The 19383-nt window shown below is 66.8% G+C and carries 17 protein-coding genes; 5 read left to right on the forward strand and 12 right to left on the reverse strand.

Annotation, left to right across the window (positions count from 1 at the left end):
- Positions 1-2 precede the first annotated feature (2 nt).
- From ACXYMN_RS09540 to ACXYMN_RS09550, 3 genes are all read left to right on the forward strand, one after another.
- Positions 3-1238: a urate hydroxylase PuuD gene (locus tag ACXYMN_RS09540; RefSeq protein WP_459013356.1), complete on the forward strand. Its 1236-nt coding sequence runs from the start codon at positions 3-5 to the stop codon at positions 1236-1238.
- A 24-nt stretch (positions 1239-1262) separates the two neighbouring features.
- Positions 1263-2084, forward strand: coding sequence for an aspartate dehydrogenase (locus ACXYMN_RS09545; protein WP_459013357.1), 822 nt, complete (start codon positions 1263-1265; stop codon positions 2082-2084).
- A 98-nt stretch (positions 2085-2182) separates the two neighbouring features.
- A complete protein-coding gene (locus ACXYMN_RS09550; RefSeq protein ID WP_459013358.1) occupies positions 2183-3241 on the forward strand; it encodes a GlxA family transcriptional regulator in 1059 nt (352 codons plus the stop codon).
- Positions 3242-3326: 85 nt separating this feature from the next.
- Here ACXYMN_RS09550 and ACXYMN_RS09555 read toward each other — a convergent pair whose 3' ends face one another.
- The 12 genes from ACXYMN_RS09555 to ACXYMN_RS09610 all read right to left on the reverse strand — a co-directional run bounded on the left by ACXYMN_RS09555 (position 3327) and on the right by ACXYMN_RS09610 (position 16784).
- Positions 3327-4529 carry a M24 family metallopeptidase gene (locus ACXYMN_RS09555; RefSeq protein WP_459013359.1) on the reverse strand — a complete coding sequence of 401 codons (1203 nt, stop codon included), beginning with the start codon at positions 4527-4529 and terminating at the stop codon, positions 3327-3329.
- A gap of 280 nt (positions 4530-4809) precedes the next feature.
- Complete coding sequence (locus tag ACXYMN_RS09560; protein WP_459013360.1) at positions 4810-6480, reverse strand: Na/Pi cotransporter family protein; 1671 nt, start codon at positions 6478-6480, stop codon at positions 4810-4812.
- 273 nt (positions 6481-6753) lie between these two features.
- The gene (locus ACXYMN_RS09565) at positions 6754-7662 is read right to left on the reverse strand and encodes an FAD:protein FMN transferase (protein ID WP_459013361.1); all 909 of its coding nucleotides are present in this window, start codon (positions 7660-7662) and stop codon (positions 6754-6756) included.
- Between the two features lie 4 nt (positions 7663-7666).
- Positions 7667-8245: a nitrous oxide reductase accessory protein NosL gene (locus tag ACXYMN_RS09570; RefSeq protein ID WP_459013362.1), complete on the reverse strand. Its 579-nt coding sequence runs from the start codon at positions 8243-8245 to the stop codon at positions 7667-7669.
- Positions 8242-9066, reverse strand: coding sequence for an ABC transporter permease (locus tag ACXYMN_RS09575; protein ID WP_459013363.1), 825 nt, complete (start codon positions 9064-9066; stop codon positions 8242-8244). The genes ACXYMN_RS09570 and ACXYMN_RS09575 overlap by 4 nt, the downstream gene beginning before the upstream one ends.
- Entirely contained in the window at positions 9063-9959 is an 897-nt protein-coding gene (locus ACXYMN_RS09580; protein ID WP_459013364.1) for an ABC transporter ATP-binding protein, read from the reverse strand. The genes ACXYMN_RS09575 and ACXYMN_RS09580 overlap by 4 nt, the downstream gene beginning before the upstream one ends.
- The gene (locus tag ACXYMN_RS09585) at positions 9925-11256 is read right to left on the reverse strand and encodes a nitrous oxide reductase family maturation protein NosD (protein WP_459013365.1); all 1332 of its coding nucleotides are present in this window, start codon (positions 11254-11256) and stop codon (positions 9925-9927) included. Before ACXYMN_RS09585 ends, ACXYMN_RS09580 begins: the two co-directional genes overlap by 35 nt.
- A gap of 3 nt (positions 11257-11259) precedes the next feature.
- Entirely contained in the window at positions 11260-13200 is a 1941-nt protein-coding gene (nosZ, locus tag ACXYMN_RS09590; RefSeq protein WP_459013366.1) for a TAT-dependent nitrous-oxide reductase, read from the reverse strand.
- Between the two features lie 12 nt (positions 13201-13212).
- A complete protein-coding gene (locus ACXYMN_RS09595) occupies positions 13213-15417 on the reverse strand; it encodes a 4Fe-4S binding protein (protein ID WP_459013367.1) in 2205 nt (734 codons plus the stop codon).
- Positions 15414-15890, reverse strand: coding sequence for a hypothetical protein (locus ACXYMN_RS09600; RefSeq protein WP_459013368.1), 477 nt, complete (start codon positions 15888-15890; stop codon positions 15414-15416). The genes ACXYMN_RS09595 and ACXYMN_RS09600 overlap by 4 nt, the downstream gene beginning before the upstream one ends.
- A gap of 258 nt (positions 15891-16148) precedes the next feature.
- Positions 16149-16364 (reverse strand): helix-turn-helix transcriptional regulator, encoded by a 216-nt coding sequence (locus ACXYMN_RS09605; protein WP_459013370.1) that lies wholly within the window; start codon positions 16362-16364, stop codon positions 16149-16151.
- A complete protein-coding gene (locus tag ACXYMN_RS09610; protein ID WP_459013371.1) occupies positions 16365-16784 on the reverse strand; it encodes a hypothetical protein in 420 nt (139 codons plus the stop codon).
- A gap of 51 nt (positions 16785-16835) precedes the next feature.
- On the opposite strand from ACXYMN_RS09610, the gene ACXYMN_RS09615 reads away from it, so the two are divergent.
- On the forward strand, positions 16836-17105 hold the full coding sequence (locus ACXYMN_RS09615; RefSeq protein WP_459013372.1) for a hypothetical protein: 270 nt from the start codon (positions 16836-16838) through the stop codon (positions 17103-17105).
- 434 nt (positions 17106-17539) lie between these two features.
- Complete coding sequence (locus ACXYMN_RS09620; RefSeq protein ID WP_459013373.1) at positions 17540-19315, forward strand: SLC13 family permease; 1776 nt, start codon at positions 17540-17542, stop codon at positions 19313-19315.
- Positions 19316-19383: the final 68 nt, after the last annotated feature.

Below are 19383 nucleotides of genomic sequence, written 5' to 3' on the forward strand. Positions count from 1 at the left end.
CCATGTACGACCTGGCAATCATGTGGGACTGGATCGCATTCGCGGTACGCTGGCTGCATGTCATCACGGCGATGGCCTGGATCGGCGCGTCGTTCTACTTCATCGCGCTCGATCTGATGCTGAAGCCCAATGACGCGCTGCCCGAAGGCGCCTATGGCGAGGAATGGGAAGTGCACGGCGGCGGCTTCTACCATACCGTGAAGTACCTGGTGGCCCCGGCGCGGATGCCCGAGCATCTGACCTGGCACAAGTGGCAAAGCTACACGACCTGGCTGTCGGGGGCGGCGCTGCTGATGATCATCTACTGGGTCGGCGGAGAGCTGTATCTGCTCGACCCGACCAAGGCGGATCTGTCGCTGTGGCAGGGCATCGTGATCTCGGGCGGATCGCTGACCATCGGCTGGCTGGCCTATGACGTGATGTGCAAGTCGAAGCTCAGCGATCATCCGACGGTGCTGATGCTGCTGCTGTTCGTCATCCTCGTGGTGATGTCCTGGGGCTATAACCAGATCTTCACCGGGCGCGCCGCGCTGCTGCATCTGGGGGCCTTTACCGCCACGATCATGACCGCGAACGTGTTCTTCCAGATCATGCCGAACCAGCGCATCGTGGTCGACGACCTCAAGGCCGGGCGGGTGCCGGATGCGAAATACGGCAAGATCGCCAAGGTGCGGTCGACGCATAACAACTACCTGACGCTGCCGGTGGTGTTCCTGATGCTCAGCAACCACTACCCGCTGGCCTTCGGCACGCAATATGCCTGGATCATCGCCAGCCTGATCTTCCTGACCGGCGTCACCATCCGGCATTACTTCAACACCATGCACAAGACCGGCAAGGGGCCGAACTGGACATGGCTGGTCACGGTGGTCCTGATGCTGGTGATCGCGTGGCTGTCGACCGTGCGGAGCGGCGACACCTACGAAGAGGCCGAGGCCCGCGAACTGACGGCCTATGAGCAGAAATTCGCATCCGCCGAGGGCTTTGCGGACGCCTATGACACGGTGGTCGGCAACTGCTCGATGTGCCACGCGAGAGAGCCCGTCTGGGGCACGATGAAATGGGCCCCGAAGGGCGTTTACCTCGAAACCCCGAGCGATGTGGCGCGCCACGCCGGACAGATCTATCTTCACGCAGGGGTCAGCCACGCGATGCCGCCGCCCAATGCGATCCAGATGGATGCGGAGTCCCGCGCCACCATCATCGCATGGGTGCGCGACGTGCGGTCGGGCGACTGAAAAAGGGCTGCGAAAGGCGGGCGGATGCGACTGGGCGTAATCGGATATGGCAGCATCGGGCGGGCGTTGATCGCCCGGTTGCCGCGCGAGGATGTGGCGCGGGTCACGGTGCTGGTGCGGCCCGCCGCGCTGGACGCGCTCAGGGATACACCGGACACATCGCACGCGCGACCCGATCTGCGCTTCGTCAAGACATGCGACGCGCTGCTGCGCGACCGCCCCGACCTGGTGATCGAATGCGCGGGGCACGCGGCGGTGTCCGACTTCGCCACCGACATCCTGGGCGATGGCACCGACCTGCTGGTGGCGTCGGTCGGGGCCTTTGCCGACGACGCGCTGCACGCTCGGGTGACGGCGGCGGCGCGGTCGGGAAACGCCCGGCTGATCCTGCCGAGCGGGGCCATCGGCGGGCTCGACCTGCTGGCGGTGCTGGCGGCCAGTGGCGACGTGCAGCTGCGCTATCGCGGCACCAAGCCGCCCGCCGCCTGGAAGGGATCGCCCGCCGAGGACGCGGTCGATCTGGACGCGCTGACGGAACCGGCGATATTCTTCGAGGGCAGCGGGCGCGAGGCCGCCCTGGCCTATCCCAAGAATGCCAATGTCGTGGCCGCGCTGGCGCTGGCCGGGGCCGGGTTCGACAGCATGACCGTCGCGCTGGTGGCCGACCCCGAAGCCGTGGCGAATACCCATGCCTTCGAGGTTGTGTCGCCGCTTTGCAGCTACCGGGTCGCGGTCGAGAATTCCGCCGCGCCCGACAACGCGCGCACCTCGATGACCACGGTGCTGAGCATCCTGCACGAGGTCGCGCAGGTGGCTCGCAACCTGTCACCCGAGGGGCGCGACTGAGGCGCCGGGGACCGCCCCCCATTGCACGCGGCGCGCATCGCTTGTCTGATGGCACGGCGCACCCGACCGCCAGCGCCATCCCGGGCGGAGCAGAGGACATGACCGGATCACATCCACCGCCCGGCGCGGCGTCGCAGCCCGCCACCGACCCGCCCGAGGACATCGTGCCCGAAGGCGCGTTCTACTTCCCGGTTGCCGAGGTGAAGGCCACAAGGGCGCTGGGTTTTCTGCTGCTGCCCGAATTCACGCTGCTGGCGTTTTCCTCGGCGCTCGACCCCTTGCGCATCGCCAACCAGCTGGCGCAGAAGCCGCTATACCGCTGGACCGTCTTTTCCGAGGATGGCGGCGCGGTCGCGTCGTCCTCGGGCGTCGATGTGGGGGCGCACAAGCCCATCGACGCGGTGCCCGCGAGCCTGCGCCTGCTGGTGTGTTCCGGCAATCGCGGGGCCGAGGTGGCGTCGGACCGGGTGATCGCGGTCTTGCGCCGCCATGCGCGCTTTGGCGGCACCCTTGGCGGCATCTGCACCGGGGCCGCGACGCTGGCGCGGGCCGGTCTGCTGAAGGACCGCAATTTCACCCTGCACTGGGAAAACCAGCCCGGCTTCATCGAGACCTTCCCGGATCTCACCCCGTCGCCGCAGCGCTTCGAGATCGACCGCGACCTCTGGACCTGCGGCGGCGGGGCGGCGGCCACCGAGATGATGCTGGCGATCATCGCGCAGGATTACGGGCAGGACTTCGCCATCGTCGTCTCGGACATGTGCCTGAACGGCGGCGACATGGAATCCCGCCCGGCGCAGCGGTCGTCGCTGGCGCGCGCGCTGAGCACGCGCAATCCCAAGCTGATCCAGGTGGTGCAGGCGATGCACCGCCATATCGAGGACCCGCTGACGCTGGATGCGCTGAACGCGGCGACGGGGCTGTCGCGGCGGCAGATCGAACGACAGTTCCGGCAATACCTGGGCGAGTCGCCGATGATCACCTATCGCAATATCCGGCTGGACCGGGGGCGCGCACTGTTCGTCGAGACGGACATGAGCGTGTCGCAGATCGCGGTGGCTTGCGGCTTTGCGTCGAGCAGCGTGTTTTCGCGCCGCTACCGGGAACGCTTCGGCGTCTCTCCGACCGAGCATCGTCGCCGCATCGCAAGGGGCTGAGGCGGTCCGGTCGGGCGCGCCGAGGTCGTGAGAGGCAGGCGCGGCATACGCCGCCCCCGCCCGGTGTTTTGAGCCCGATGCCGGGTCAGCCGACGACGTTGAACTCCGGCCCGTAGGGATAGCCGGTGATGTTCTCGTTGCCGTCCTCGGTGATGACCAGGATGTCGTGTTCGCGGTAGCCGCCGGCCCCGGGCGTGCCCTCAGGGATCGTCAGCATCGGCTCCATCGAGATGACCATCCCGGGCTCCAGCACCGTGTCGATGTCTTCGCGCAGCTCAAGCCCGGCCTCGCGGCCATAGTAATGCGACAGCACGCCGAAGGAATGCCCGTAGCCGAAGGTGCGGTACTGCAAGAGGTCCCTTTCGGCGAAGAAGTCGTTGATCCTGTGGGTGACATCGGCGCAGCTTGCCCCGGGATTGAGCAGGCTCATGCCGTATTCATGCGCCGCAACGTTGGCCTCCCACACTTTCAGGCTGGCGGGGTCGACATCCTGCACGAACAGCGTCCGCTCAAGCGCGGTGTAGTAGCCCGAGATCATCGGAAAGGTGTTCAGGCTGAGGATATCGCCGCGTTCGAGCGCGCGGGCGGTGACCGGGTTATGCGCGCCGTCGGTGTTGATGCCGGACTGAAACCAGACCCAGGTGTCGCGGTATTCGGCGTCGGGGTAGCGGCGGGCGATCTCATGCTCCATGGCGTCGCGCCCGGCCATGGCCACGTCGATTTCGCGCGTGCCCGGCGCGATCGCATCGCGGATGGCATAGCCGCCCACATCGGCGGTGGCGGCACCGGCGCGGATCAGGTCGATCTCGGCGGGGGATTTGTGCATCCGCTGGCGCATGGTGGCGGGGGCGATGTCGTGGCACGCGGCGGGCGTCAGGAATTCGTCCATCAGCGCCTTCTGCACCAGGGTCAGGTGATCGCCCTCGTAGCCGATGACCTTGCCGGGGCCGGTCACCGACAGGATCGCGCGCCAGTAGTTGTTCCGCTGCCAGTCGGTATAGGTGATGTTGTCGCCATGCGACCGCCGCCAGGGCTGCGCCGCGTCGATGCCGGCACTGATGGTCACGCTGTCGGTCGGCGTCACCGCCAGCGCGTAGGGCCGCCCGAAGGCGCAATAGAGAAAGCCCGAGTAGTAGGCGATGTTGTGCATCGAGGTGAAGACGCAGGCCGCGACCCCTTCGGCGGCCATGGTCCGGCGCAGCGTGGCCAGACGTGCCTCGTATTCGGCATCGGAAAACGGCAGGACCTTGTCGCCCTGGTGAAAACGGTAGAACTGTGGACGCTCCATCGACTGGATTCCCTCTCAAACGCGCGCGGCTGACGCGCCGCGAGGCCTCTGAGACCCCCGCTGCGCGCGAACCGCAAAGCAAGATCCCGGCGTTCAGGATGGCAAGCCGGGTGTGCATGAGATGCTGGCGACGCCATCGCCGACCCGGTGCCTTCAGATGGTCCGACAGGGTGCCATCTGGCAAGAGAAATCTTGCACGAGGGGCGGCAATGATGCGCGCGGTGCCGGGCCTGCCCCGTGGCCTGCCCAAGCGCGGGGCACCCCCCGCGACCGAAGCGGTCTAGCGGTCGGCATCCTTGTTCAGGCGGCTGGCCAGAAGATCGCCCGATTCGGACAGGATCGGATAGCCGATCATCGAGAAGGACGTGTTGACCTGCTTGAGCACGCGCAGGGTTTCCTGGTGAATGCTGCTGGTCTCGATGCTTTCGGCAAGGCCTTCGCGCAGGCGGCCCAGATGTTCGCGCTGCAACTGTTGCTCGACCACGCGGACCTTTTCCTTGGCCGCCACCAGTTCGCGCGCCGCATCGGGGTTCTGGGTCATCAGCACGTTCAGGCCAAGCTGCACGTTGGTCAGCACGCGGTCGTGGAAATCGCTGATCTCGCGTCCGCCCTGTTCCGAGAAAGACACCCCCTCGACGCTCAGCCGGTGCGCAAGCTCTGCCAGGTTGCGCGAAATGGCGTCGGAGGCCGCTTCGAGGTTGGAGGCGATGGTCGCCAGCTCGTTCGACCTGCGGCTTTGGTCGTCGCTCAACTCGTTGCGGTTGAGCCGCGCGAGGAACAGTTTCAGGGCCTGATGCCGGGCGCGGATCTTGCCGTGCTTGTCCTTGATCGCCGCGCCGGTCGGTGCGTCCCAACGCTGATAGAGCGGCCCGACGGCCCGCAACATCGACTCGATGACCTCGCCCATATGCAGGATCTCGCGCGCGGCGACGGTCAGCGCCTGATCGGGATCTTTCGGCATGGCGGTCTCGAGGATGCTGCGGGCGTCCAGATCGGGCGACTGGTCGGGCTGTTTGGGCAGCATGACCTCGGTCAGGCGCGCGATCGGCCCCAGAAGCGGCATCGCGATCAGCGCCAGCGCGAAGTTGAAGGCCAAATGCAGGTTGATGGTCTGTTGCGCCGCGCTGCCGCCAAGCCAGGCCAGCGGATCGTCGAGCCGCACCAGCACCAGAAGCGCCAGCGCCGCGCCGCCGCCGCGCAGCGCGAGGTTGGCCACCACCATCTGCCGCGCCGACACCGGTGCCGAAAGCGTCAGCACATAGGCGATGAAGGCGCCGCCCAGATTGGCGCCCAGCACCATCGCCACGGCCCCCGAGGCAGGCAGCAGCCCCTGCGCCACCAGCGTCACGAACAGCAGCACGGCGGCCACGCTGGAATGCACCGCCCAGGCAAAGACCGCGCCGATGGCAAAGGCGGTCATCGCGTCCGAGCCGAGATACCGCATCGCGGCGACGGTGCCGGGGCTGTCGATCAGCGGTTCGGCGGCACTGCGGATCATGTCGAGAGAGACGAAGATCAGCGCCAGTCCGATCAGGATGCGCCCGATCTGACGGAAGCGCCCGTTCTGGCTGCGCAGGAACAGCCCGACGCCGACGACCAGCAGCAGCGGGATCAGGAAGGTCTGCCGCACCAGCAGCAATTGCGCGACGATGGCGGACCCGACGTCCGCCCCCAGCAGGATCGCAAGGCCGACGAAGGTGGCGATGCTGCCCTTGGACACGAAATTCGACACCAGGATCGCCACGGCGGTCGAGCTTTGCAGCAGGATCGCCGCGCCGGTGCCGCTGAGTGCCGCGAGAAAGCGGCTTTTGGACGACCGCCGCAGCCATTGTCGCAACTGCACCGAGAAGGCCCGTTCAACCCCCGTGCGCACCAGCCGCACCGACCAGATCAGCAGCGATGCCGCCCCGGCGATGTGCAGGATGAACAGAAGGATGTTGGGCTGTTGCACGACTGGCTCTCTCAGGGACGGGCGACCGGGCAAGACGCCGGTCATTGCGGATATGGCCCGGAACAGGGGTCCGGACCGGGGTCCGGAGCGACGCGGCTGCGCGGATGCGGACACGCGGCCCCGATGACGCACCATATACCTGCCGGGCACGGTGTTGAAACCGGCCTTTGCATCGGGGTGGATCATGGCGCCCGTTGGGCGGCCTGCCGCGATGGGTGCGTCGGAGGCCCCCGGGGCGGGGACCGCCGGTCCGCGCGGCGGGTTGTGCGGCGGTCAGATTGCCGAGATGGCCTCGAGCCGAGCGTCCGCGAACCGGGCGAGGCAGGCGTCGATCTCGGCGCGCGTGGCACACAGGCAGGCCGCCGTCGACAGCGCATCGGCCAGCGCCGCGGACCCCGCCGAGACGGTGATTTCGCGCCAGCCCGCCTGCGTCGGCAGACCGCTGCGCGGATCGAGGATATGCCCGACCGTGGCGGCGGCATCGAAGGTTGTGCCCAGCGGGGCCGACGTCGCCAGCGCGCGGGCGGCAAGCGGCACCGCGCCACCCGCTGCCAGCTTGACCTGCCAGGCCCCGCCACCCGGGTGGCCGCCGAGCGCGCGGAATTCGCCGGTATCGATCAGGATATCGGTCAGGCCCTCGGCGCGCAGCATCCGGGCCAGCGCATCGGCAATGGCGCCCTGCGCGATGCCGTTCAGCGTCAGCGCCATGCCCGGCGGCATCGAGATTGCGCCCGCATCCAGCGTCACGCGCGACCAACCCGCCTGTGCCCGCGCCGCGGTCAGGCTGTCGGGATCGGGCAGGCTGCCGCGGGCCGACGCCTCGGCGTAGCGTGCCCAGAGGGTCTGGATCGTCGGATCGAAGCGGCCGTCGCTGGCGGCATGCACCGCGCCGACCATCGACAGGCATTCCAAAAGCTCGAAGGGCGGGGCGGACAGGTGCCCGGTGGCATTGAGCCGCGACAGCGCGCTGTGCGGGCGGTAAAGGCTGAAGATGTCCTCGAGGCGCGAGATTTCGGCGGCGACCCGCGTGCTGATCGCTGGCGCGTCGGGATGGGACAGGCGCAGCGTGGCTTGCGCGCCGAGCGCCCTACCCTGCCAGGTGTGCAAGGGGGCCGCCTGCCCCGCGCCCGGAAAGGCCAGGGCGGCGGCGCTGATGGCCAGGAAACGGCGGCGGTTTGTCATTGTCTCATTCTCCGGTTTTGCGTGCGAGGGCGCGCAGTCGGTTTTCGAAATCCGCATCCTCGGCGTCCCCGTCGGCATCCCCGTCGAGGGCGACGGGGGCCAGCACCGCGCTGTCGGGGATCTGGTCCAGCGTCATGACCTGCCCGCCATTGGCGGCGGCGAAATCGGCGGCGGCGGCGGGGGTCGAAAAGGGCACCAGTTCGGGCGCGCCCATGCCGCCCAGAACGCGCGCGCCGACCACATAGGTGGCGGTTGACGCGGCGATCCAGTTCGATCTGCCGGGGCTTTCCCATGTCGCGCCGGGGGCGGCCATGTCGCTGACCCAGACGGTCAGGATCTGGTGGCTCTGTTCGGGCATCCGCATATAGGCCACCACGTCGCGCACCTGGCTGAAAAACAGCGGCGCGCCCGGCAGCCCGGCCAGATGCGCCTGCGCCTTGGGCCCTTTGTGTTCAAGCAGGTCCATCTGGCAATAATGCCCGACGGCGGCCTCGGAGAGGGGCACGGCGCTGATATCCTGCGTCACCTCGGGCTTGCAGGCGGTCAGCGCCAGCAGCGCGATCAGAAGCGGAAGGGCTTTCATGGTTCGACCTTTCGGAACGCAAGTGCGGCCAGGACCAGCGACACCAGCGGCCAGACCAGAATGGAGGTCAGCGACTGCCAGAGCGGGATGGCATTGGCGGCCCCCGCGACGCCCGAGACCGCGGCGGTGGCCTGCGCGGCGGTCAGGTTGAACAGGCGGAACGCATCGGCGGGGTTGGCCAGAAGTGCCGCGGGAAAGACGCGGGTGGTGAAGGTGCCGCCGTCGTCGGCCACCACCGCCGCCAGCAGGCCCAGGTCATACAGCACCACAAGGCCCAGCCACAGGCCGATGGCGATGCCCGCAGCCCCCGACACGCGCCGCGCCAGCGACGACAGCGCATAGCCGATGCCCAGGAAGGTGGCCCCCAGCAGCGTCGAGGTCCAGGTCAGCCGCCACAGCGCGCCAAGCCCCGAGGCCGCCGCCGGATCGCTGGCGATGGTGACCGCCGCTGCCGCGCCGTAGCCCGCGACGATGGCGGCGATCAGAATGGCGGTATGGGCCAGAAGCTTGCCGACCAGGACCTCCCAGCGGGCGACCGGGTAAGTCAGCAGCAGCGGCAGGGTGCCACGCTCGACCTCGCCCGCCACCGCGTCGAAAGACATCAAGAGCGCCACCAGCGGCACCAGATAGACCGAGAGCGACGTCAGCGAGGCGACGACGACCGACAGCCGGTCCGCGCCCAGCGCACCGGTCGGGGCCGATCCGGCCGCCGCCAGCACCAGCGAGAAGACCACCATCAAGAGCACCGCGATCAGCACCCAGCGGTTGCGCCGGGCGATGTGCATTTCGGTGGTGGCGGTGGCGAGGATGCGGGCGATCATTGGCCGTCCCTCCGGCTGTAGTGACTGTAGATGTCTTCGAGGCTGGGCGGGATCACCTCGAGGTCGGCGACCTTGGCCTGGAGCGCCGAGATGCGCGCCAGCGTCGCCAGTTTTTCGTCCTGCGTGCAGGTCAGCGCGAGCCCGCCGGGGACCCGGATCGCCCCGGGCAGCGCCGCCATCAGGTCCGGTTCATAACCGTTGAGCGCGGTGACGTGCAGCGCCACCGGCAAGGCCGCCGCGCGCCGCAATTCGGGCAGCGTGCCCTCGGCCACCATGCGGCCTCCGGACAGGATCAGCAGCCGGTCGGTGCGGGCCTCGACCTCGGTCAGCGCATGGCTTGACAGCAGGATCGCGGCGCCCTCGGCGGCAAGCCGGTCGAGCAGTTCGTAGAAGTCGCGGCGCGACACGGGGTCGAGCCCGCTGGTCGGCTCGTCCAGCACCAGAAGCCGCGGATGGCCGATCAGCGCCTGCGCCAGTCCGACGCGCTGGCGCATGCCCTTGGAATAGGTGCCGATCCGGCGCCTCGCCGCCGCCCCCAGCCCGACCCGGTCCAGAAGCGCCAACGCCCCCGACGGGTCCTGATTGCGCAGGCGCATGTAGTAGCGGATCTGTTCGAGCCCGGTGAGGGCCGAATGAAAGGTCGCGTTTTCCGGCAGATAGGCGACCTGCGCGCGCGCCGCCGCCTGCCCCGGCGCCGCGCCGCAGACCGAGATATCGCCGCCGTCGGGCGCGATCAGCCCGAGGATGATCTTCATCAGCGTGGACTTGCCCGCGCCGTTATGGCCCAGCAGCGCCACGCGTTCGCCGGGTTCGACCGCGAGCGAGACATCGGACAGGGCGCGCGCCCCGTCATAGGTCTTAGTGAGATGCGAGATCGTCAACGTCGAGGTCATCGAGGTCACTTTCATTCCGTCGGGTGGCGGCCTCGGCCTCCAGCGCGGCGTATTCGGGGGGCACCGCGATCTGCGGCGCGCGCATCAGCGGCGCGCTGTCGACGACACCGCCGGGCAGCGTCGCGGGGAAGCTCGATTGTGCCCAGCGCACAAGCTGCACGGCGGGCGCGCCGGTCAGCAGGGCGGCGGCGGGTTGCGACCACAGGATGTGGTCCATCAGGTCGTTGGGGCGGAACGGGCTGTCGGCGATGCCGTCGCCGCCGAGGTCGAAGCCCGGATGGTCCGACCAGTAATTGCCGCGTCCGTCGAAGCTCCATTCGATATCGCGGGTGCCGACGTATTTCACCTGCGTCCGGTTGCCGATGAAGGCGTTGCCGGTCAGCACGTTGCGTTCGGACCCGGCGGTGAAGTGGATGCCGATCTCGCAGCCTTCGAAGCGGTTGTCGTAGATCAGGTTCTTGTGCGCGTTGTAGATGAAGGTGCAGCGTTCCGCCCCGCCGCGCACCAGGTTGCCCGACACGTCGGCGTTGTTGGCGTAGTTCAGCATGACGCCGTGGCTGCGGTCCGAGAGGCTCAGGTTGTCGCGGACCACCACCTTGTTCGAGAACATGATGGCGTAGCCCAGGTGGTTGCCGATGGACACATTGCCCGACACTTCGGAGTCGTTGGTGTACATGTAGTGCACGGCAAAGCGCAGGTCGCGGAACAGGTTGTCACGGTAGACGCCGGTGCGCGAGGTGTTCGAGAAGATGCCGTCGCGGCCCCAGCGCACGGCGTTGCCCTCGACCAGGGTGCCGGGGGAGTTCCAGACGTAGATGCCGTTGCCGCGGTCGTTCATCCGGCGCTGGCGGGTGCCCTCGATGGTATTGCCGCGGACCTGCGCGTCGCGTCCGCCATGGACATCGACGCCGTGCAGGTTGCCGAGGATGCGGTTGCCTTCGATCACCGCGCGGTCGGCTTTCTTGAGGATCTTGATCCCGGCATCGAGCGCCTGGCTGTCCAGCCCCGACCCGGTCACGGTCAGGCCGCGCACGGTCACGTCGGGCGCGTCGATGGTCACAACGGTGCCGCGGCCCGCCCCGTCGATGATGGCGTCTTCGGCACCGGTCAGGGTCAGCGCGCGGTCGATCACCACGGCGCCTTCGTGGCGACCCGAAGCAAGGATCAGCACATCGCCGGGGGTGGCCCCGGCGATGGCAGTGGCAAGCGTGCCCGACCCCGGCAGCACCGCGACCTCGGCTGCCCAGAGGGGCAGCGCGGTCAGCAGCGACAGCGCGAGGATCAGGGCACGCATCATGGCTCAGCTCGCTCTCGGTTCGACGAACATCCGGCCGCGCATCTCCATGTGGAGCGCGTGGCAGAACCACTGGCAGTAGTACCAGAAGACGCCGGGCTGTGCTGCCACGAAGGTGACCGACGCGGTGGCCTGCGGGCCGACCTCCATGGCGACGCCGTGGTTGCCCAGGGTGAAGCCGTGGGTCAGATCGTCGATGTCGTCAAGGTTGGTGACATAGACCGTCACCTCGTCGCCCTGCTGCACGGTGAAGCTTTCGAGCGAGAAGGCCGGTGCGTTGCTCGACATGTAGACCCGCACCTTGTTGCCGTCGCGGATGATCGTGTCCTGGTAGTCGTCGATGTCGACGCCATCCGCCTCGGCCTGTTTGCGGGCGTCGTCCCACATCGGGTCGTTGCGGTCCCAGACCGATTTCGGGCTCAGCTTCGACGGGTCGACGATGATCGAATCGTGCGGCTCCGCGAAGGTCGGACCGTCGTGGATCAGGGTCATGTTGTCGCCGTCGATGGCAAAGAGCTGCTCGTTCTCGGGCTTCAAGGGGCCGACGTTGAGGAACCGGTCCTTGGAGAACTTGTTCATCGTCAGGTAGTACTTGCCGCTGGCCTCGAGCGTTTCACCCATCACGGTCGAGTTGTGGCCGGGCTGGTAGTGCACGTCCTGCTTGGTGATGATCGGATCGACGTCTTCGCCATTGTAAAGCTGCACGGCCTTTTCGAGGTTCCATTTCACCACCTGGCTGTCGAGGAACAGCGTGGTGAAGCAGTTGCCCTGCCCGTCGAAACAGGTGTGAAGCGGCCCGAGGCCCAGTTCGGGCTCTGCCACCACGACGCTGCGCGGATCGGCACCGTCGTTGAACACCGCGTCGAGCTTGCGCACGTCGATCACCGACACCGTCGGCGACAGCTTGCCCGCGATGCACAGGTGAATCTTGTCGGGGGCCATGTTGCAGCCGTGCGGGTTGTTGGGGATCGGGATGTAGCGGGTGTACTTGTTGTCCTGGCCCTTGCGCCCGTCGAGAACCTTGACGCCGTTCAGTTCCTGGAAATCCCCGGCCTCGATGCCCTTCTCGATCTCGGCGATGTTGAAGACCACCACATGGTCCATGTCGGCCTCGGTCATGTCGGGCAGGGTCATGCCCATTTCCGAGTTGTACGAGGTCGCGAAGGCATACTTGCCCTCGTAGTCGGCGTCGGTGTTGTCGAGGTTGCCGGTGACCATCACCTGCCAGGCCACCGTCATCTCGTCGGCGTTCAGGGCGGTGTAGAAGTTCACGTACTTTTCCGGCTCGTCGAGGATCTGGCCGTCATTGACCATCGGCACCTCGTCTTCGCCGTTGCAGAAGACGTAGTTGGTGCGCGGCCATTTCTGCGGACGCAGACCGTGGATCGCCTTGGCGTTGGGGATCTCGATGATCTTGTCGCATTTCATCACGTCGCAGCGGACCCGCGCGACGCGGGTGTTGGCCTTGTCGTTCATGAACAGGTAGCGGCCGTCATAGGTGCCCTCGGTGAAGGACATGTGCGGGTGGTGCAGGTCGCCGTTGGGCGGAAACTCGAGCCCGTTGGCGTTCAGGTAATCCTTGGTCTTCTGGGTCAGGCCCTCGGTCAGGATCTTCTTCGACTCGTTGGTGATGCCCCAGCCGGTGGCCGAGCAGATGTTGAACACCGGCACGCGCATCAACTCGCGCATGGACGGGATGCCCAGGATGCGCATCTCGCCGCACTGGCCCGAGGACCAGAAGCCGTAGAATTCGTCAAGCTGGCCCGGGCCGACCTCGGCACCGGCGGCGGCCCGCGCGCTGGTGGTCGAGGCAAGGGTGGCCGCGCCGACGGCGGCGGTCCCGGTCAGAAGCGCACGGGTGCCGAACGCACCGGCGACAGCGGCGCCACCGGCGGTCGCCCCGAGCAGGCTTCGGCGTGAGATCGGCAGTTTGTTTCCCTCGGACATAACAATAACCTTTCAGGTTGCGGGTTGGGTTTTGGGTTGGTTCGGGTGCCCGGACAGATCGCGGGTCAGATCCGGGGCCGCGCCGACCTTGGCGCGCCGGCGGATCTTCTTGATGACGACCGGGCAGGTTGTTTCCGACTGGTAGAGCACCTGGCAGTGCAGACAGTTGATGCACTCGTTCGGGTTGATCTCGCCTGTCGGGTGGATCGCCTGCACCGGGCATTGATGGGCGCAGGTCTGACAGGGGTTGCCGCATTCGTGGTAGCGCTTGAGCCAGTCGAACATCCGCAGCCGCGCCGGGATCGCCAGCGCCGCCCCCAGCGGGCAGAGGTAGCGGCAGAAGAACCGTTCGACGAAAAGCCCGGCGATGAGCAGCGCCGCGGCATAGGCCACGAATGGCCAGGCGCGCAGGAAGTTAAGGATGATCGCGGTCTTGAACGGCTCGACCTCGGCCAGACGCTCGGCCTGCTCGATGCTGGTCAGCGACACGCCGAAGAGCCCCAGGAAGATCATGTACTTCAGGGGCCAGAGCCGTTCGTGCAGCCCCCAGGGCAGGGTCCATTGCGGGATGTGCAGCGCCCGGGCGACCCGGTTGAGCAATTCCTGCAACGCGCCGAACGGGCAGAGCCAGCCGCAATAGGCCCCGCGCCCCCAGAACAGCAGCGCCGCCGCCACCGAGAACCACAGGATGAAGGTCAGCGGATCGAGCAGGAAGGCCTGCCAGCTGAACCCCGACATCAGCGACCCGAAGAGCGCCATCAGATTGACCACCGAAAGCTGCGCATTGGCGTACCAGCCCAGATAGACCAGCGTCACGGTCAGAAAGCCGATGCGGAACCAGAAGAAGGCGCGTTCGTTGCGGGTCGCGAAGGTCTGGAAGAAGAAGACACCGGTCAGCAGCGTCAGCATGACGCCCAGCACCACGATCTCGACCGTCTTGCTGGCCCAGATGCGTTTCCACAAGGCCTGATGCGCCGAGATTTCCGATTGCGAGGTGACCGTTTCGACCGCGGCGGGCACGTCCGGGGCGGGCGGCGGCGCGACGGCGCGCTGGTACTTCTGCGGCAGCTGGTAGCCCAGATCGAAGGTGGTGAAGACCTTTTCGATGGCGCCCACCTCGCGCTGCACCAGAAGCTGGATGCGGAACGGCTGGGTCGGATCGAACTCGCTGCCCGCCGGGATCTTGAACAGATCCGCCTCGTTGAAGGCGGGCGCGCCGTCGGTGGCAACGGTGTTGATGCGCTTGTGCATCCGGTCGCGGAACCGCACCGACACGTCGTTCTGGATCAGCACGATCCGGTCGAAGATGCCGCCGCGCACATAGCCCGACCCCTTGAAGGAATAGAGCCCGCGTCCGAAGATCGCGATGGCATGGTCGCCCGGTTCGAGCCAATCCGCGAGGTTGCCCGCGACCGCATCGCCCAGCAGCACCTTGGCGATGGCGGGATGCGACACCAGCGCCGCCTGCATCTCGATGAAGGTGGTTTCGGGCGCTTCGGTCAGGGCGCGTTCGGCGGCGCGCGGATCGTCCATCGCGGCGAAGGCGGCGTTGACCTGCCCCACGTCCAGCGACAGGCGGCGCAGCGTGCCGTCGCCCTCAAGCGTCATCCAGTCGGTCGCGGCCTCGGTGTCGGGGTCGATCTCGTACCGGGGGCCGGTGCCCGGCTGCTCCACCGCCAGCCCGCCGAGGCCCAGTTGCCGCGCGACCTTCAGCCCCGCCCGGATGATCGAATCGTCGATCACCATGATCGTCACGGTCGCGCCCGAGATGATGTCGAGTTCGTGCGCGGTGCCGCCGGTTTCGGCTTCGGCCACGAGGTCGAGCCCGCGGTATCCGGCGACCAGGGCCTTTACCTTGGCGTCGGGAATGCCGATCAGCACGATGGGTTCGGAATGCTTGACCAGTTCCACGCCGATCACCTGGGCCGCGTCATCGACCGCCACCATGGTGTGGATGGGCTTGCCGGAATACCCGGTGGTCGACACGAAATCCGAGGTGACGAAGGCCCAGCCGATGCGGTCGCCGCCCCTGAGGATCTGCACGACGGGCAGGTCCGGGTGCATCGCCCCGAAGCCATCGGCCCCGTCGACCAGCGCACCGACCGCGATGTCGGGCAAAAGCTTGGACAGCATCGATTGCGCCGCCGCCGGATGCGCGCCAAGCAGCATCGCGGCCAACAGGGTCAGGGCTTGCAGAAGGGAACGGAGTGTCGTCATGCGATGGCGTCCTCGGAAAAAGATCGCCCGCCGCTGATGGTATCGTGGCTGGTCGCCGCGCCGGTGACGACTTGATCGGTCAGGATCAGGGCCGGAGCGGTCAGCATCGAGGCGGGCCGCAATGGCGGGCCGCGCGGCATCGGGCGGGAAAAACACGTGCGGATGATGGCGGTGTCGGGTGCCGCCCTGTGGGCCGGCGCGTCATGCAATACGCGCACCCTCTGCGCGTCGCGCGGCGGATCCAGCCGGGCCAGCGAAAGATGGCAGCACCGCGCGCAGTCCCGGCAGTCGTCGGCGGGCGCGACAGGGGTGCCATCGGCGTCGAATAGCACCGTCTGGACGACCCCGTCGGCACAGATCTCCATGGCAAAAAGGCCCGCGCCCGTCCCGGCACCCGCAGGCGTGAACGACCCGTAGGCGGCCAGAGAGACCGCCAGCAGGATCCGGGACAACAGGGCGAACGCGTGCATCATTCCGGCCGTCTACCAAGTCGGGGAGGTACAAACGTTGATACAGCGCAAAGACCGCCGCGATCAATGGTGCCCCGCCACCGGGACGGCGCGGGGAAGGCACGCGGGTCCGGCCGCGAACCGGGTTCTTTCCGGGGGTGTCCGCAAACCGCGTTGGTCAGCTTCGCGGGACAATCTGCCGTTCAATGCCTCGACCTGAATGCCTGCTTGAAACGAAAGACATGTCACCTGCGATGTGGGCTATCTGGCAACTTCCGTCGATCAGCCGTCCCAACCGAACACATCCTCAACGCCCAAGCCAAAATAGCGCGCGATTCGAAACGCGCTTTCCAGGCTTGGGGAATACTTTCCCAGTTCAATCGCAATCACCGTCTGCCGAGTTGTGCCGATAGCTTTCGCAAGTGCTGCCTGGCTTACCTGACCATTCGCTTCACGCAGTTCGCGCAGCCTGTTCGTGATGGGGGGGGTGTCGGCCACCTAGCTGATCCCGCGACGATGATAAAAGACTTCCGTCAACACCTTCACCAGTTCGGTCACGTACACCACGGCCAGGATTCCGTTCACGAACCCAATTGGCGTCATCGGCGAAAATGCAAACCAAGCCAGCAGGAGAAGGCCTGCGTAAAGCGTCACAACTCCTGATCTTTGGGCACGGAGCTCTATCCACTCCTCGCGTTCGTCGGGAATAGCCGCGCGTAGATCGTCGCGTCCGACTACTACAGCCGTAACGAACGATGCGACCACAAACAGTCCTAGGATCGATCCTATCCGTAGGAAGAATTCACCTTGGGTCACTGGCGCAGAGCCAAAAACGCCGAAGACGGTTCCGAAGTGCCATCCGAATGCCAGAAAGAGCGCGATGCTGAGATAGAGGGTCATCTTTTGATAAGGAGACATTCGAGCAATCCTTTGTTCAGAGCCTCACAAACTTAGTAAAAGATTTTTTACATGTCAAATATTTTTGACATATCGCAAACCAAGTCTGCTCCGCCAGATCGGACCTTCATGCGCGCCGCAGCATTCGTCATTTCGGGCTCCAAGCCGACCTCTGCGCGACGCCAAGTTCACGATGCGCGGACAGTCTTTACCGGGCGCATCCCCGCCAGCCTCACCTCCAGCCAGCGCATGCTGCCATTGAGGCTTTTCTGGGCCGGTCCACCGAAAGGCTTGATGAACTTTTTCCAGCGGGCATGGAGCGCGTTCACGTTTCGGGTGTGATCGCAGCCTGAGGCAACGCGGGTGCCGGCCGTGCCGCGGTCACGACGTGTTCGATGCCGCGCGCCGCTGCGGGATTTTTTGGCCGTTGGCGCCGTCCGAGCAGAGCATGGCATCGCTCGGCACCAGTGGCGTGATGACCCGCTCCTGCGTCACGCCTCTGCGGGTCGGCAGGCGGCGGAAGAGGTGCGCGCCGCCGCGGTCAGCGACGGTGGGAACGGGGATCCGCCACGTCGAGAGACCTCGCATCCCTTTCAGCCCCGGCGTGGTGACGCCAGCCCACCTGGAGCGGGGCGGTGTGACCTTCTTCGAAGGCGCGATAGGCCTTTCTGCGGAATAGCGAAGCGCACCGACACGGTTTGCGGACACCGCCTTTTTTTCATTCCGTCATCGCACTAGCGGCTGACAGTGGCGGCGGCGGTGCTAAGGTCACGCGCATGCCAAGTGACCAGATCCAGATCTTCATCCTGCTCGTCATCGTCGTGGTGATGCTTGTCTGGGGGCGGTTCCGCTATGATCTGGTGGCGTTTTCGGCGCTAATCATCGCAGCCGCGCTGGGACTGGTGCCGACAGAGGCGGTGTTTTCCGGCTTCGGGCATTCGGCGGTGGCGATCATCGCGCTGGTGCTGATCGTCAGCCGGGGTCTGTCGTCGTCGGGCGCGGTCGAGCTGATCGCGTCGCGGCTGATCGACCCCGAGCGGCCCTTGCCGCTGCATATCGCCATCATCGCGGCGGTCGGTGCGGGGCTGTCGGCGATCATCAACAACGTGGCCGCGCTGGCGCTGCTGATGCCCCTGGATATCGAGGCCGCGAAAAAGGCCAGACGTCCGCCCGGATCGAGCCTGATGCCGCTGTCCTTCGCCACCATCCTCGGCGGTATGATCACGCTGATCGGCACGCCCCCGAACATCGTGATCTCGGAATACCGCAATGGCGCGATGGGGGCGCCCTTCGGAATGTTCGACTTCGCCCCGGTGGGGCTGGCGGTGGCGGTCGTCGGCATCGCCTTCGTGTCGATGCTGGGCTGGCGTCTGCTGCCCGGGCGCGGATCATCGGCGGAAGAGGACGGCGACCTGCGGCAGGGGCGCTATGTGGCCGAGCTGCGCGTGGGCGAGCAGAGCTTCAAGACCGACATTCTGGTGCAGGACCTCAACCCCAAGGCCAACGAGTTCGATGTCCACCTTCTCGGGTTGATCCGCAACGGCAAGCGGCGGCCGGGTCTGGCCATGCGCGAGACCCTGCGCGCGGGCGACTTTCTGGTGGTCGAGGGCGAGCCGAAGGCCATCGAGGCGTTCATGGGGCAGTCCGGGCTTGAATTTGCGGGGTCGGAAAAGCACGAAGGCGGGGTCACCGCGCGCGGCCTGACGCTGACCGAGACCATCGTGCCCGACGGTGCCCGGATCCAGGGCCGGACGGCGCGCAGCCTGCAATTGCTGGCGCATCATTCGGTGACGCTTCTGGGGGTGCAGCGCGAAGGCCAGAGGTTCCGCGACCGGGTGCGCCTGCTGACGATCCGCGCGGGCGACGTTCTGCTGCTTCTGGGCACGCCGGAGCGGATCGCGGCGGCGACCGAATGGCTGGGCGTGCTGCCCATCGAGGGCCGCAGCACAGAGGTGATCCAGCGCACCAAGGCCGGTCTGTCCATCGCCATCTTCGTCGCCGCGGTGGGGCTGGCGGTGGCGGGCATCGTGTCGCTGACCGTGGCGCTCGGGGCGGCGGTGGTGGGCTACGTGATCATGGGGCTGGTGAACGGGCGCGAGGTCTATAACGCGGTCGAGTGGAAGGTGATCGTGCTCTTGGCCAGCCTGATCCCGCTGGCCGAAGCCTTCGAGCGTACCGGCGGCGCGGAGTTCCTGGCCCTCCAGATCGCCGGTCTGACCGGGGCCTACCCGGCCTGGGTGACGCTGACCGTGCTGATGATCGTCACCATGACGATGTCGGATTTCCTGAACAACGTCGCGACGACGCTGATCGCGGCCCCGATCGCGCTGTCGATTGCATCGGCGACGGGCACCAATGCCGACACCTACCTGATGGGGGTCGCGGTGGCCGCGTCCTGCGCCTTTCTGACCCCCATCGGGCACAAGAACAACACCATCATCCTGGGGCCGGGCGGATACCATTTCGCGGATTACTGGCGCATCGGCCTGCCGCTGGAACTGCTGGTGATCGCCGTGTCGGTTCCGGTTCTGCTGGTGGTCTGGCCGCTGTAGCGCGCCTCTGGGTGCCTCTGGTTGCCTCTGTGCGCCTCTGGTTGCGGTCTGTGCGCCCTGTGCGCTTC

Source organism: Roseivivax sp. CAU 1753, from assembly GCF_054482575.1.